The organism is Streptomyces sp. sk2.1 (assembly GCF_008120935.1).
Lineage (GTDB): Bacteria > Actinomycetota > Actinomycetes > Streptomycetales > Streptomycetaceae > Streptomyces.
Window position 1 is genome coordinate 1,203,284 of sequence record NZ_RDBO01000077.1, and the last position, 14,490, is coordinate 1,217,773.

Below are 14,490 nucleotides of genomic sequence, written 5' to 3' on the forward strand. Positions count from 1 at the left end.
CAATCGGCTGTAGAGAGTGGCGAGCACACGGTGGACGTGCAGAAGAAGCTCGACGAGATCGTCGAGGCGGTCGGGAGTGCCCGGTCGATGCCCATGTCGGCTTCGTGCGTGGTCAACCGCGCCGAACTGCTCGCGATGCTGGAGGAGGTGCGCCAGGCCCTGCCGGGCTCGCTCGCCCAGGCCCAGGAGCTCATCGGCGGCCAGGAGCAGCTGGCCGAGCAGGCCCGCCGCGAGGCGGAGCGGATCATCGAGGCCGCGCACGCCGAACGCACCTCGCTGATCACCGGGACCGAGATCGCCAGGCAGGCTCAGGGCGAGGCCGACCGCATCCTCGACGAGGCCCGCCGGGAGGCCGCCGAGGTCCGCTCCGAGGCGGACGAGTACGTCGACAGCAAGCTCGCCAACTTCGAGGTCGTCCTCACCAAGACCATCGGCTCCGTCGACCGGGGCCGCGAGAAGCTCCTCGGCCGCGGCCACCCCTTCGACGAGCAGGGCCGCGAGGACCCGGACTTCGCCGAGGCCCCCGAGCGCAGCACCGACCCGGACATACTGCGGAGCCGGGCCGACGAATACGTGGACACCAAGCTCGGCGCCTTCGAGGCCGTGCTCGCCAAGACCCTGGAGGCGGTCGGCCGCGGCCGGCAGAAGCTGCACGGCCGGATCCCCACCGACGACCTCGGCGCGCACGTGGCGGCCCAGGACGCGGCGGGCAACCAGACGCGCGTGAGCGACGAGGACCACTGGGCCGGCCTCGCCGAACTCGCCACCCCCGAGCCGCAGCCGGTGCACCAGCAGGCCCAGTCGCACTTCCCGGCACAGGCGCAGGCACCGCAGATGCCCGCGCAGCAGCCCGGCTACGCGGAGACGTACGCGTACCAGGACCAGTCGCAGCAGGACGTCTACGGCTACCAGCAGCAGCCGGACCCGTACGCCGCCTACCAGCAGCAGGGCTACGGCCAGGCGCAGGCCCAGGTGCCGGTACAGGGGTACGGGGACTGGCAGCAGCAGCCCGCGCAGCCCCAGCAGGCGCTCCAGCAGGGCGAGAGCGCCCTCGACGAGACCAGTCTGTTCGACACCAGCATGATCGACCTGGACCAGCTCCGCAGGTACGAGCAGGAACGCTGACCGGCGGCGCCGGACCGAGGGCCCGGCGCCCGCCCGCAGGTCCGGCCCGGTCGGGTCCGGTGGCCCGATTGGGAGCTGGGCGACACGTCCAGTATCCTGGCTCCTCGGTCGCGCGTATGTCCGCGATCCCGGCTGCCCGTTTTCGACTCCGAATCCGGTCGGCCTTCCCACGACGCGTGTTGCGCATGATCTCGAAAGCAGGAAAAGCCCTGAACGGCCACCTCGACCACCGAAACCCCCTCGTGTTCGACACGCACGAGCTGGGTCGGCGGCCCGGTGCCCTCCAGCGGCTGACCCGCTCGGTGGACGCTCCCGCGGACCTCGGCATCGACGGGGTCATCGGTGTGCCGGAAGGCGCACCCGTGGAGCTGGACCTCCGGCTCGAATCGGTCATGGAAGGGGTGCTTGTCACAGGCACCGCCCGTGCGACCGCCGAGGGGGAGTGCGTAAGGTGTCTGGAGCCGCTGCGCCAAGAGGTCGCTGCGGACTTCCAGGAGATGTTCTCGTACCCTGACGCCGATGACCGGGGCCGCGCCAAGGCGGAACCGGCCGACGACGCCGAGGACGACGAGGACAGGCTCTTCATCGAGGACGGCCTGTTCGACCTCGAACCAGTGCTGCGTGATGCGGTGGTGCTCGCACTGCCGATGCAGCCGGTGTGCCGGGAGTCCTGTGCCGGCCTGTGTTCCGAATGCGGAATCAGGCTGGACGAGAACCCCGGTCACCACCACGACGCCGTCGACATTCGTTGGGCGGCATTGCAGGGACTCGCCGACACCGTTCAGGACGGCGAGAAGGACAACATGGGCGGCGCCGATGCGGGCGTCGACGAGAAGCAGGAGAAGTAGCCGTGGCTGTTCCGAAGCGGAAGATGTCGCGCAGCAACACGCGCCACCGCCGGTCGCAGTGGAAGGCTGCGGTCCCCACCCTGGTTTCGTGCGAGCGTTGCCAGGAGCCGAAGCTGCAGCACATCGCGTGCCCCAGCTGCGGCACGTACAACAAGCGCCAGGTCCTCGAGGTCTGAGCGGCTGGTGAGAGGCCCGATGTCTGAGTTGTCCAACGCCAAGAAGAAGGCAGACAACGTCAACACAGCCTCGTCCCACACGCTTCTGGAAGGGCGGCTCGGGTATCAACTCGAGACCGCCCTTCTGGTGCGTGCGCTGACCCACCGTTCGTACGCGTACGAGAACGGCGGTCTGCCCACCAACGAGCGGCTGGAGTTCCTCGGGGACTCGGTGCTCGGCCTGGTGGTCACGGACACGCTGTACCGCACCCACCCCGACCTGCCCGAAGGCCAGCTGGCCAAGTTGCGGGCCGCGGTGGTCAACTCGCGTGCGCTTGCGGAAGTGGGCCGCGGCCTCGAACTCGGCTCCTTCATCCGGCTCGGCCGCGGTGAAGAGGGCACGGGGGGCAGGGACAAGGCATCCATCCTCGCTGACACCCTCGAAGCGGTGATCGGCGCGGTCTATCTCGATCAGGGCCTCAGCGCGGCCTCGGAGCTGGTCCACCGGCTCTTCGACCCGCTGATCGACAGGTCCTCGAACCTCGGCGCCGGCCTGGACTGGAAGACCAGCCTCCAGGAGCTCACCGCGAGCGAGAGCCTCGGAGTCCCCGAGTACCTCGTCACGGAGACCGGCCCGGACCACGAGAAGACCTTTACTGCTGCTGCTCGCGTCGGTGGTGTCTCGTACGGCACCGGCACCGGCCGTAGCAAGAAGGAAGCGGAGCAGCAGGCGGCGGAGTCCGCCTGGCGCGAGATCAGCGCCGCCGCACAGGCACGGGAGGACGCGGCGAAGGCCGCTGCCGACGGAGAGGCCGCCGACACCTCTGCCGACCCGTCGCCGTCCACGGACGCCACTCCGGCCTGACCCGGAAGCCCCTCGGCGCCCCGTGCGCCGGGGGGCTCTTCCTGCCCGGAAACGTACGCTTTCCCCAGGGACTCCTTTCCCCCGGGCCCCTTCCTCCACCATCCCGTCAGGCCGTCCAACCAGGAGCGCCACCGTGCCCGAGCTGCCCGAGGTCGAAGTCGTACGGCGCGGTCTGGAGCGCTGGGTGACCGGCCGCGTCGTCGCCGACGTCGAGGTGCTGCACCCGCGTGCGGTCCGGCGCCACCTCGCGGGCGGCGCGGATTTCGAGGCCCGGCTCGGCGGCGCCCGCCTCGGGACGGCCATGCGCCGCGGCAAGTACCTCTGGGTTCCGCTGGACGAAGGGGCCGGTTCGCTCCTCGGCCACCTCGGCATGAGCGGCCAGCTCCTCGTGCAGCCCCAGGACGCACCCGACGAGAAGCACCTGCGCGTACGGATCCGCTTCGACGACTCCCTCGGCACCGAGCTCCGCTTCGTCGACCAGCGGACCTTCGGCGGGCTCTCGCTCCACGAGAACACCTCCGACGGGCTGCCCGACACCATCGCGCACATCGCCCGCGACCCGCTGGACCCGGCCTTCGACGACGCGGCCTTCCACACGGCCCTGCGCGCGCGCCGGACGACCGTCAAGCGCGCCCTGCTCGACCAGACGCTGATCAGCGGCGTCGGCAACATCTACGCGGACGAGGCGCTCTGGCGCACCGCGCTGCACTACGACCGGCCGACCGCCACCCTCACCCGGCCCAAGGCGGCCGAACTGCTGGGCCACGCCCGCGACGTGATGAACGCGGCACTCGACCAGGGCGGCACCAGCTTCGACAGCCTCTACGTCAACGTGAACGGCGAGTCCGGCTACTTCGACCGCTCGCTGGACGCCTACGGACGGGAGGACGAGCCCTGCCGCCGCTGCGGCACGCCGATCCGCCGCCGCCCGTGGATGAACCGCTCCAGCTACTTCTGCCCGCGCTGCCAGCGTCCGCCGCGCCGGGCCTGACGCGGCTCAGCCCTTGTCGGGGTGGGCCCCGTCGTAGTGGTCACGGGCCCGGAGCACCTCGGGCATCCGGTCCTCGACGAACTGGATCAGCCCGAGCAGCCGCTCGGCCACCTGCCGGCCCAGGGGCGTCAGTCCGTAGTCGACGCGCGGCGGATTGGTCGGTTGGGCCTCGCGGTGCACCAGACCGTCCCGCTCCAGGGCCTGCAGGGTCTGGGAGAGCATCTTCTCGCTCACCCCGTCGACGCGGCGCCGGAGCTCGTTGAAACGGAAGCCGCTCTCGTACAGCGCTCCCAGGGTCAGGGCGCCCCAGCGTCCGGTGACGTGCTCCAGCGTGCCGCGCGAGGGGCACTGCCGGGAGAACACGTCGAAGGGCGACTCGGCCGACGGGGTGTTCTGATCCATGTCGGCCAGCGTACGCCCGCACGGCGCTCACCACCGGAGTGCGCTTTCCCCCGGTGAGCGCAGGGCGAGGGCAGCGGCCGGGTCGCGCGCGGGACCGGGGGAGGGGCGGTGCGCGGGGCGACGGTCAGAAGCCGAACTCCTGGGTCCACCAGGGGCCGCCGGAGCCCTGGTGCACGCCGACGCCGAGGGTCTTGTAGTCGCAGTTGAGGATGTTCGCCCGGTGTCCCGGGCTGTCCATCCAGGCCTCCATCACAGCCTGCGCGTCGGCCTGGCCGCGGGCTATGTTCTCGGCGGCGAGGCCCTTCACACCGGCCTTCGACGCCCGGTCCCAGGGGGATCGGCCGTCGGGGTCCGTGTGGTCGAAGAAGCCCCGGGCGGCCATGTCCCGGCTGAAGTCCTGGGCGAGGGAGGCGAGCGAGGAGCTGGCGGTCAGCGGGCTGCAGCCGACCTTCGAGCGCTCCTGGTTGACCAGCGCGAGCACGGCGGCCTGCGCGGAGGAGGAGGCCGGGGCCGAGGCCATGGACCTGCGGGCGGCCGGGGTGGAGGCGGAGCTCTTCGGCGCGGCCGACGACTTCCCGGCGGCGGGTGCGGAGCTCCGTGACGCCTTGGACTCGGCGGCCCCGGCCGACCGGGACGGCTTGGCCTTGTCGTCGGACCGCTCGGACGCGTCCGGCGTCCTGGAGGGGAAGGCGGACGGAGTGGAGGACTCCGCCTTCTTCAGACTGTCGGAGCGGTCGATGCCGCGGCTGGACTGGTCGGACGCGGTGCCCCGGCCGGCCGGGGCGGAGGCGGTGCCGCCCCGGGTCAGCAGGTCCGAGTTCCCCTCCGGGCGCACCCGGTCGGAGGGCCCGCCGCCGATCGTGTAGGTGCCGCCGCCACCGGGCAGCAGACCCGAGCTCATCGCGACGGCTCCCACGGCGAGCGCCGCGGAGACGCCGACCATTCCGGTACGGATGGGGCTCGCGGAACGCTTCCTGCGGTGGCCGCGGGGCCGGGTCTCGCCGTTCCCGGGGGCGGGAACTGCGGCGGAGCGGCTGTGGCGTCCCATCTGCTGGGCCCTTCCGAGGATCTGGACGCCGCTTCCGACGTCGACGTGCTTCACCCGAACGAGTGAGGTCGTTGCGACGGGACTGTACGCCATGGCCTGTGACCGGGATGTGCTCCGGGGGCAATTGGCCGGTTAGCGTTCGGACATGAACGAAGACGTACGACTCACCGTGTGGGTGCGCGGCCGAGTGCAGCGGGTGGGGTTCCGCTGGTTCACCAGGGCGAACGCGCTGGAGATCGGCGGCCTCACCGGCTTCGCCCTCAATCTCGACGACGGCAGGGTGCAGGTCGTCGCCGAGGGGCGGCGGGAGAACTGCCACCGCCTGCTGGAGTGGCTGCGTTCGGACGACACACCCGGCCGCGTGGACGGCGTCACTGAGATATGGGACACCCCGCGCGGTGGTTACGAGGGTTTCGCGATCCGCTGACACGGGCCCGTTCCGGGGCTGCGGACGTCGCCGTGTTCGGGCCGTGTTCGACCTGTGGCGGGGGGTTGTGTGACCGGGCTCGCATCCCCGCACACATGAAATGACCTGCGGATTGACCGGGTGGTTGCCAAGTTTCGCTCGGCGTGCCAGGCTGCGGCGGTAAGGATGATCTCCACGCCCTCCAGGGCCCCGCAGGAGAGACGCGCCGCATGATCGTCGAGCCGCGCGCCCCCGGGATGCCCGTCTCCACGGGGCGTGATCGTGTTGACCGTCAAACTTTTTGGTGAGACTCTGAAATCCCCGCGCACCTCAGCTGTTCGGCAGGGCTGTTTGGCAGCAGAACAGCAGTGATGACAGATGCACTGCCGAGCACCGCGGGTGCGATTCCCTCACGACCCACACCGCATCGGTCGGTCACTCAGTGTGGAGGACCATCCATCATGGCAAAGGCGCTTCTCGGTTACGTCGGCGGTTCCGACCCGCGACTCCTCGCCGAGATGCGACGGCTCCAGCAGCGCGTCCAGGACCTCGAATCCGAGCTCGTACGGATTCAGGGCGAGAACGATGCGCTGAACGCCGCCGCCCAGCACCAAGAGTCGCTGCTCGACAGCATCGACATCGACGTACCTCAGGCGGAGCCGGCGCTGACCTGACCGATGGCCCCCAGGGGCCGGTCGGGCCGTACGTGTCAGCCGTCCGAGGCCATCACCCGGATCGTCGCCGGATCATCGGAGATCGCTGCTCTTGATCTGTCACACCCGTGACATGTCCTTGATCCGTCATGCGCAGCCGCAGCAAGGAAACCGCGCACCGGCAACACCGCGCACGCTGCAACACGAACAAGATTTGCAAGGGGCGCTTCGGCGTCCCTTCTTTCTTTTTCCGCCCGGAACTTTCTTTTCCGTTCGGACCCGCGCGGGGCCCGGCCCCGGCGTACACCCCTTCCCTTAACGTCTGATGTGCCCTGCACCTTCATCAGCGAAACCGAGAGCGAGAGGTAGAGTCCGGCGGCGTGCACCTCAAGGCCCTCACCCTGCGTGGTTTCAAGTCGTTCGCCTCCGCCACGACGCTGCGGTTCGAACCCGGCATCACGTGCGTCGTCGGCCCCAACGGGTCGGGCAAGTCCAATGTGGTGGACGCGCTCTCCTGGGTCATGGGGGAACAGGGGGCCAAGTCCCTGCGCGGCGGAAAGATGGAGGACGTGATCTTCGCCGGCACCACCGGGCGGCCGCCGCTCGGGCGGGCCGAGGTGTCGCTGACCATCGACAACTCCGACGGCGCGCTGCCCATCGAGTACGCCGAGGTGACGATCACTCGGATCATGTTCCGCAACGGCGGCAGCGAGTACCAGATCAACGGCGACACCTGCCGGCTGCTGGACATCCAGGAACTCCTCTCCGACTCGGGCATCGGCCGCGAGATGCACGTCATCGTCGGCCAGGGCCAGCTGGACTCCGTGCTCCACGCCGATCCGATGGGCCGCCGCGCGTTCATCGAGGAAGCCGCGGGCGTGCTCAAGCACCGCAAGCGGAAGGAGAAGGCGCTGCGGAAACTGGACGCGATGGGGGCCAACCTGGCCCGCGTCCAGGACCTGACCGACGAACTGCGGCGACAGCTGAAGCCGCTCGGCCGGCAGGCGGCCGTGGCGCGCCGGGCCGCCGTGATCCAGGCCGATCTGCGCGACGCCAGGCTGCGGCTGCTCGCCGACGACCTGGTACGGCTGCGCACCGCGCTGCGCAGCGAGATCGCCGACGAGGCCGCGCTCAAGCAGCGCCGGGAGGCGGCGGAGCGGGAGCTCAGGGCGGCCCTGGCGCGCGAGGCGGAGCTGGAGGACGAGGTGCGGCGGCTGGCGCCCCGGCTCCAGCGGGCCCAGCAGACCTGGTACGAACTGTCGCAGCTGGCGGAGCGGGTGCGCGGCACGATCTCGCTGGCCGACGCCCGGGTGAAGAGCGCCACCGCCCCCGCCGTGGAGGAGCGGCGCGGCCGGGACCCGGAGGACATGGAGCGGGAGGCCGCCCGGATCCGCGAGCAGGAGGCGGAGCTGGAGGCCGCGCTGACGGCGGCGGAACACGCGCTGGAGGACACCGCGGCCCACCGTGCCGAGCTGGAGCGGGACTTGGCGGCCGAGGAGCGCAGGCTCAAGGACGCGGCCCGCGCCATCGCGGACCGCCGCGAAGGGCTCGCCCGACTGAACGGCCAGGTCAACGCGGCCCGCAGCCGTGCCGGTTCGGCCCAGGCCGAGATCGACCGGCTGGCCGCCTCCCGGGACGAGGCGCGGGACCGGGCGGTCGCCGCCCAGGAGGAGTACGAACAGCTCAAGGCCGAGGTCGAGGGCCTGGACGCCGGTGACGCGGAGCTCGCCGAACGGCACGACGCCGCCAAGCGGGAGCTCGCGGAGGCCGAGGCGGCGCTCTCCGCGAGCCGGGAGGCGGCCTCCGCCGCCGAGCGGGAACGGGCGGCGGTCGCGGCCCGCCACGAGGCGCTGGCGCTCGGCCTGCGGCGCAAGGACGGCACGGGCGCGTTGCTCGGTGCGCAGGACCGGCTGTCGGGGCTGCTCGGACCGGCCGCGGAACTCCTGACGGTGGAGCCGGGGTACGAGGTCGCCGTGGCGGCGGCCCTGGGCGCGGCGGCGGACGCGGTCGCGGTGACGGACCCGGCCGCGGCGGCGGAGGCGATCCGGCTGCTGCGCAAGGAGGACGCGGGGCGGGCGGCGCTGCTGCTGGGCGGGGTGCGCGCCGGGGTTCCCGACCAGGGTGGCGCCCTTGGCACCGGTGCTTCCGACAGCGGCGCCGCCGGGCGGGTGCCCGGGCAGGCCCAGGGGGCGGACGGCCCGGCCGGGGCCCGTACGGCCGGGCAGGCGGTCGCCGTCGCCGTGGGCGGAGCGCCCGCCGTGGCCGGTCTCGTCCGCGGGCCCGCCGGACTGATGGACGCCGTCCGCGCGCTGGTGCGGGACATGGCGGTCGTCGACACGCTGGAGGACGCCGAGAAGCTCGTCTCCGTGCACCCGGAGCTGACGGCCGTGACCGCCGAGGGGGACGTCCTCTCGGCCCGTTTCGCGCACGGGGGCTCCGCCGGGGCGCCGAGCCTGCTCGAAGTACAGGCATCGGTCGACGAGGCCGCCGCCCGGCTGGAGGAACTGGCCGTCCGGTGCGCGGAGTCGGCCGAGGCGCAGCGGATCGCGGGGGAGCGCCGCAGGGCGGGCGCCGGGCTGGTCGAGGAGATCGGGGAGCGGCGCCGGGCCGCCGAGCGGGAGAAGTCCGGGGTGGCCCAGCAGCTGGGGCGGCTGGCCGGGCAGGCGCGCGGTGCGGCGGGCGAGGCCGAGCGGATGACCGCGGCGGCCGCCCGCGCCCAGGAGGCGCTGGAGCGGGCGACGGCGGAGGCCGAGGAGCTGGCCGAGCGACTGCTCGTCGCCGAGGAGACGCCGGTGGAGGAGGAGCCGGACACCTCCGTGCGCGACCGGCTCGCCGCCGACGGCGCCAACGCCCGCCAGACCGAGATGGAGGCCCGTCTCCAGGTGCGCACCCACGAGGAGCGGGTCAAGGGCCTCGCGGGCCGTGCGGACTCCCTCGACCGGGGCGCCCGCGCCGAACGGGAGGCCCGCGCCCGCGCCGAGCGGCGCCGCGCCCGGCTGCGCCATGAGGCCGAGGTCGCCTCCGCCGTCGCGTCCGGCGCCCGTCAGCTGCTCGCCCACGTCGAGGTCTCCGTCGTACGGGCCGAGCGGGAGCGGACCGCGGCCGAGGCGGCGAAGGCGGAACGGGAACGGGACCTGGCGGCCGGGCGCGAGCGGGGCCGCGACCTCAAGGCCGAGCTGGACAAGCTCACCGACTCCGTCCACCGCGGCGAGGTGCTCGGCGCCGAGAAGCGGCTGCGGATAGAGCAACTGGAGACGAAGGCGCTGGAGGAGCTGGGCGTCGAACCGGCCGGGCTGGCCGCCGAGTACGGCCCCGACCAGCTCGTACCGCCCTCGCCGGCCGCCGAGGGCGAGGAACTGCCGCAGGACCCGGAGCACCCGCGCAACCAGCCGAAGCCGTTCGTCAGGGCCGAGCAGGAGAAGCGGCTGAAGTCGGCCGAACGGGCGTATCAGCAACTCGGGAAGGTGAATCCGCTCGCCCTGGAGGAGTTCGCCGCCCTGGAGGAGCGGCACAAGTTCCTCTCCGAACAGCTGGAGGACCTGAAGAAGACCAGGGCCGACCTGATGCAGGTCGTCAAGGAGGTCGACGAGCGGGTCGAGCAGGTGTTCACGGAGGCGTACCGGGACACGGCCCGGGAGTTCGAGGGCGTGTTCTCGCGGCTCTTCCCGGGCGGTGAGGGGCGGCTCATCCTGACCGACCCGGAGAACATGCTCGCCACCGGCGTGGACGTCGAGGCCAGGCCGCCCGGCAAGAAGGTCAAGCGGCTCTCGCTGCTCTCCGGCGGCGAACGCTCGCTCACGGCCGTGGCGTTGCTGGTCTCGATCTTCAAGGCCCGGCCGAGCCCGTTCTACGTGATGGACGAGGTCGAGGCGGCGCTGGACGACACCAACCTGCAGCGGCTGATCCGGATCATGGAGGAGCTCCAGGAGAGCTCGCAGCTCATCGTGATCACGCACCAGAAGCGGACGATGGAGGTCGCCGACGCGCTGTACGGCGTCTCGATGCAGGGCGACGGCGTCTCGAAGGTGATCAGCCAGCGGCTGCGCTGAGCCCTTGCCATTCCTTCAGGACATCGATGAAGGTTTCGGGTACTTCCGGGGCTTTACGGGTGTGATCCCGGTTTCGGGTTCAAGTCCTGATGGCGGTGCGTCCGTGACATGGCGTCCGAATTCAAGTGGTGGCGGCCGGGAAGTTGTGCGCCACTTGGAGGATGTTCGCCCCACCTGACGACGCGGCCAGGCATCAGGAGTTCATGTGACCAACACATCGCAGGGACCGGCGTCCGGAGCCCGAGCGGCCCACCCGGACCACCTCGGCCATGTCATCTTCATCACCGCGGCCGCCGCGATGGGCGGTTTCCTGTTCGGTTACGACAGCTCCGTCATCAACGGCGCGGTCGAGGCGATCCGCAGCCGCTACGACATCGGCTCCGGGACGCTCGCCCAGGTCATCGCCATCGCGCTGATCGGCTGCGCGATCGGCGCGGCCACCGCGGGGCGCATCGCCGACCGCATCGGCCGCATCCGCTGCATGCAGATCGCCTCCCTGCTCTTCACCGTCAGCGCCGTCGGCTCCGCGCTCCCGTTCGCGCTCTGGGACCTGGCGATGTGGCGCATCATCGGCGGTTTCGCCATCGGCATGGCCTCGGTGATCGGACCGGCGTACATCGCCGAGGTCTCGCCGCCCGCCTACCGCGGCCGGCTCGGCTCCTTCCAGCAGGCGGCGATCGTCATCGGCATCGCCATCTCCCAGCTGGTCAACTACGGCATCCTGCAGCTCGCCGACGGCGACCAGCGCGGCCGGATCGGCGGCCTGGAGGCATGGCAGTGGATGCTCGGTGTGATGGTCGTCCCGGCCCTTCTGTACGGGCTGCTGTCGTTCGCGATCCCCGAGTCGCCGCGGTTCCTGATCTCGGTCGGCAGGAAGGACCGGGCCCGGCAGATCCTGGAGGAGGTCGAGGGCGGGAACGTCGACCTCGACGCCCGGGTGGCCGAGATCGAGACCGCCATGCACCGTGAGCACAAGTCCAGGTTCAAGGACCTGCTCGGCGGCGGCTTCGGCTTCCTGCCGATCGTCTGGGTCGGCATCGGGCTCTCGGTCTTCCAGCAACTCGTCGGCATCAACGTGGCGTTCTACTACTCGGCGACGCTCTGGCAGTCCGTCGGCGTCGACCCGACCGACTCCTTCTTCTACTCGTTCACCACCTCCATCATCAACATCGTCGGTACCGTCATCGCGATGGTCCTGGTGGACCGGGTGGGCCGCAAACCACTCGCCCTGGTGGGCTCCACCGGCATGGCCGTCGCCCTCGCCTGCGAGGCCTGGGCCTTCTCCGCCGACCTGGTCGACGGCAAACTGCCCAGCCCCCAGGGCGCCGTGGCGCTCGTCGCGGCCCATGTGTTCGTGCTCTTCTTCGCCCTGTCGTGGGGCGTCGTCGTCTGGGTCTTCCTCGGCGAGATGTTCCCCAACCGGATCCGCGCCGCCGCCCTCGGGGTCGCCGCGTCCGCGCAGTGGCTCGCCAACTGGGCGATCACGGCGAGCTTCCCGAGCCTGTCCGACTGGAACCTCTCGGGTACGTACGTCATCTACGCGTGCTTCGCCACGCTCTCGATCCCCTTCGTGCTCAAGTTCGTGAAGGAGACCAAGGGCAAGGCGCTGGAGGAGATGGGCTGATCCTCGCCGACCTCGCCGACCCCGCCGACCCCGGTGTCCCTGTCACCTCCGCCGTCCCCGCCGGCCCCCGGTGCTCCTCCGGTCCCGCCGGTCCGGGGCCGTGCGGGCGTGCGGTCGTACGGCCCCGCCGGTCAGCGGGCCACCGCCTCGCAGAACAGCCGCAGGCTCCGCCACCCCTCCTCCACCGGCATCCCGCCGCACAGCGGATGCAGCACCAGGCCCTCCGCCTCCCCGGCCCACCGGGCGCACTGCTCCGGGGTGACGATCCGGTAGACCCCCTCCTCGCGCAGCTCCGCCACCGTCGTGGCCGCGGAGCGCACGGCCGAGCGGACGTTCCCGGACTGCCAGGAGGCGTACGCGCGCGCCTCGTGCAGGAAGTGCTCGCCGTACCGCGCCCACGTCCGGTCCGGGTCCTCGGACACGTGCAGCAGGGGCGTCTCGGCGGCGGGCATCATGCAGAAGCCCTCCGTCCCGAACGCGGCGCGCCGCTCCTCGTAGTACGCCGCCAGCTCCGGCAGGTGCGCGCTCGGGAAGAACGGCAGCCCGAACCTGGCCGCCCGCCGTGCCGCCGCCCGCGAACTGCCGCCCACCAGCAGCGGCGGATGCGGCCGGGTGTACGGGCGGGGCGTGACCCGGACCGTGCGGCCCCGGTACGGGAACGGCTCGCCGGTCCACGCCCGCACCAGGGTCTCCAGCAGCTCGTCCTGGAGCCTGCCGCGCCCGGCCCAGTCGACGCCCGCCCGCTCGTACTCCTCGGGCCGGTAGCCGATTCCCGCCACCGTCACCAGCCGGCCGGCGCTCAGCAGGTCCAGGACCGCGATGTCCTCGGCCAGCCGCAGCGGGTCGTGCAGCGGTCCGATGGCCGCCGACACGGTGACCGCGATGCGGCGGGTGGCGCCGAGGACCGAGCCGGCGAAGACGAAGGGGGAGGGCAGCCAGGAGTCGGCGGCCCCGTGGTGCTCCTCGGTCTGCACGGTGTCGATGCCGTGCCCGTCGGCGTACGCGGCCATCTCCAGCGCGGCGCGGTACCGGGCCGAGAGCGACTCGGGGGTGGCACCGGGAGCGACGAGATTGAACCGGACCACTGTGTAGGTCATGACACTTGCCCCCGTCGTCGGGCGGACTCGGCGAGGGCGGACATTAGCTGACGTGCCGTCAGAAGTGTAGGGAGCGGTCGCCTCCGGTCCGGTCGGCGGGGCGCGGCAGGATCGCGTACAGGGTCGCGGAGACGGTGATCGTGACCGCCCAGCCCAACCCCTGGTGCCCGATCCAGGTGGTGGAGAGCGGTCCCGCGAACCACTCCACGCCCGTGAAGAGCAGCCCCGTCACCAGGCCCGTGCCCCACGCGGCCACGGCCGGTACGCAGAAGCCGCCGGTGTACCAGTAGGCGCCGGCCGGTGTGGTGTCCAGCAGCGCCGCCGGGTCGTACGCGCGCCCGCGCAGCAGGTCCACGGCGAAGACCCCCACCCAGGCCGAGAACGTCACCGACAGGAGCGCGAGGAAGGAGACGAAGGAGTCCAGGAAGCCCGTGGCCGACATCATCAGCAGCGAGCCCAGGAACAGGCTGATGGCGGCGTTCAGCCCGACCGCCCAGGTGCGGGGCACGGTGAACCCCAGGGTCTGCGCGGTGAACCCCGCCGAGTACAGCGACATCGCGTTGATCAGCACCATCCCGGCCACCGCGGTCAAGCAGGTACGGGACGGAGAGCCAGCCGGGCAGCAGCGGGCCGATGAACGCGACCGGGTCGGGGGCGGTCGCCAGCCCCGGCGAGGCGACCGCCATCACGGTTCCGGTCAGGACCATCGGCACGTACACGATCCCGGCGCCGCCCACGGTCGCGCCGACCATCGCCGCGCCGGAGGCGGTGCGTGGCAGGTAGCGGGCGAAGTCCGGACCGGACGGGGCCCAGCTGATGCCGCCGGCGACCAGCGTGCCCACCCCGGCGACCATCATCGAGGCCGGTCCGGCCGGCCGGCCCAGCACGTCCTGCCAGTCGGTCGCCCCGGCCAGATGGACCAGCACGAGCAGGCTGACGCCGCCGAAGAGGTACGAGGACCAGACGCAGCACAGCCGTAACGCCCCCAGGCCGAGCCCCGACACCAGATAGCTGCACCCCACGAAGGCGAGCAGGGTCAGCACGGTCAGGCTGTGGGTGCCGGTGACCCCGAGGAGCAGATTCAGCACGGCGAGCACGGCGTAGGTCCCGGTGACCGCGTTCACGGTCTCCCAGCCCCAGCGGGCGACCCAGGTCAGGGCGCCGGGCAGCAGGTTGCCGCGCTGGCCGAAGACCGCCCGGGAGAGCGCCATGCCCGGCGCCCTGACC

At 71.9% G+C, this 14,490-nt stretch carries 12 protein-coding genes and 1 pseudogene; 9 read left to right on the forward strand and 4 right to left on the reverse strand.

Annotated features, from left to right (window positions below):
- Positions 1-30 precede the first annotated feature (30 nt).
- From EAO76_RS32650 to mutM, 5 genes are all read left to right on the forward strand, one after another.
- Positions 31-1,125, forward strand: a complete 1,095-nt coding sequence (locus EAO76_RS32650) for a cell division initiation protein (protein ID WP_148839545.1) — start codon at positions 31-33, stop codon at positions 1,123-1,125.
- A gap of 185 nt (positions 1,126-1,310) precedes the next feature.
- Positions 1,311-1,973 carry a DUF177 domain-containing protein gene (locus EAO76_RS32655; RefSeq protein ID WP_148840437.1) on the forward strand — a complete coding sequence of 221 codons (663 nt, stop codon included), beginning with the start codon at positions 1,311-1,313 and terminating at the stop codon, positions 1,971-1,973.
- A 2-nt stretch (positions 1,974-1,975) separates the two neighbouring features.
- Complete coding sequence (gene rpmF, locus EAO76_RS32660; RefSeq protein WP_003965982.1) at positions 1,976-2,149, forward strand: 50S ribosomal protein L32; 174 nt, start codon at positions 1,976-1,978, stop codon at positions 2,147-2,149.
- 19 nt (positions 2,150-2,168) lie between these two features.
- Complete coding sequence (rnc, locus tag EAO76_RS32665; protein WP_148839547.1) at positions 2,169-2,993, forward strand: ribonuclease III; 825 nt, start codon at positions 2,169-2,171, stop codon at positions 2,991-2,993.
- A gap of 133 nt (positions 2,994-3,126) precedes the next feature.
- Entirely contained in the window at positions 3,127-3,984 is an 858-nt protein-coding gene (gene mutM, locus EAO76_RS32670) for a bifunctional DNA-formamidopyrimidine glycosylase/DNA-(apurinic or apyrimidinic site) lyase (protein WP_148839549.1), read from the forward strand.
- A gap of 6 nt (positions 3,985-3,990) precedes the next feature.
- Here mutM and EAO76_RS32675 read toward each other — a convergent pair whose 3' ends face one another.
- Both EAO76_RS32675 and EAO76_RS32680 read right to left on the reverse strand, forming a co-directional pair.
- Positions 3,991-4,386: a helix-turn-helix domain-containing protein gene (locus EAO76_RS32675; RefSeq protein ID WP_148839551.1), complete on the reverse strand. Its 396-nt coding sequence runs from the start codon at positions 4,384-4,386 to the stop codon at positions 3,991-3,993.
- A gap of 124 nt (positions 4,387-4,510) precedes the next feature.
- Complete coding sequence (locus tag EAO76_RS32680; protein WP_148840438.1) at positions 4,511-5,434, reverse strand: CAP domain-containing protein; 924 nt, start codon at positions 5,432-5,434, stop codon at positions 4,511-4,513.
- Positions 5,435-5,579: 145 nt separating this feature from the next.
- Between EAO76_RS32680 and EAO76_RS32685 the strand changes: the two genes are divergently transcribed.
- From EAO76_RS32685 to EAO76_RS32705, 4 genes are all read left to right on the forward strand, one after another.
- A complete protein-coding gene (locus tag EAO76_RS32685) occupies positions 5,580-5,861 on the forward strand; it encodes an acylphosphatase (RefSeq protein ID WP_148839552.1) in 282 nt (93 codons plus the stop codon).
- 440 nt (positions 5,862-6,301) lie between these two features.
- Positions 6,302-6,514, forward strand: a complete 213-nt coding sequence (locus EAO76_RS32695) for a hypothetical protein (RefSeq protein ID WP_148839554.1) — start codon at positions 6,302-6,304, stop codon at positions 6,512-6,514.
- 359 nt (positions 6,515-6,873) lie between these two features.
- The gene (locus tag EAO76_RS32700; RefSeq protein ID WP_148839556.1) at positions 6,874-10,542 is read left to right on the forward strand and encodes an AAA family ATPase; all 3,669 of its coding nucleotides are present in this window, start codon (positions 6,874-6,876) and stop codon (positions 10,540-10,542) included.
- A gap of 205 nt (positions 10,543-10,747) precedes the next feature.
- Positions 10,748-12,166, forward strand: coding sequence for a sugar porter family MFS transporter (locus tag EAO76_RS32705; RefSeq protein ID WP_148839558.1), 1,419 nt, complete (start codon positions 10,748-10,750; stop codon positions 12,164-12,166).
- Between the two features lie 131 nt (positions 12,167-12,297).
- Here EAO76_RS32705 and EAO76_RS32710 read toward each other — a convergent pair whose 3' ends face one another.
- Both EAO76_RS32710 and EAO76_RS32715 read right to left on the reverse strand, forming a co-directional pair.
- Entirely contained in the window at positions 12,298-13,263 is a 966-nt protein-coding gene (locus EAO76_RS32710) for an LLM class flavin-dependent oxidoreductase (protein WP_148839560.1), read from the reverse strand.
- A gap of 58 nt (positions 13,264-13,321) precedes the next feature.
- Positions 13,322-14,490, reverse strand: a pseudogene (locus EAO76_RS32715) (purine-cytosine permease family protein); the annotation flags it as partial.

What these genes read in the sequence shown, in the direction of transcription:
- EAO76_RS32675 (WP_148839551.1), bottom strand. Translation starts at nt 4,386, where the DNA reads ATGGATCAGAACACCCCGTCGGCCGAGTCGCCCTTCGACGTGTTCTCC.
- EAO76_RS32655 (WP_148840437.1), top strand. Translation starts at nt 1,311, where the DNA reads ATGATCTCGAAAGCAGGAAAAGCCCTGAACGGCCACCTCGACCACCGA.
- EAO76_RS32685 (WP_148839552.1), top strand. Translation starts at nt 5,580, where the DNA reads ATGAACGAAGACGTACGACTCACCGTGTGGGTGCGCGGCCGAGTGCAG.
- EAO76_RS32710 (WP_148839560.1), bottom strand. Translation starts at nt 13,263, where the DNA reads ATGACCTACACAGTGGTCCGGTTCAATCTCGTCGCTCCCGGTGCCACC.
- EAO76_RS32680 (WP_148840438.1), bottom strand. Translation starts at nt 5,434, where the DNA reads ATGGGACGCCACAGCCGCTCCGCCGCAGTTCCCGCCCCCGGGAACGGC.
- EAO76_RS32695 (WP_148839554.1), top strand. Translation starts at nt 6,302, where the DNA reads ATGGCAAAGGCGCTTCTCGGTTACGTCGGCGGTTCCGACCCGCGACTC.
- rnc (WP_148839547.1), top strand. Translation starts at nt 2,169, where the DNA reads ATGTCTGAGTTGTCCAACGCCAAGAAGAAGGCAGACAACGTCAACACA.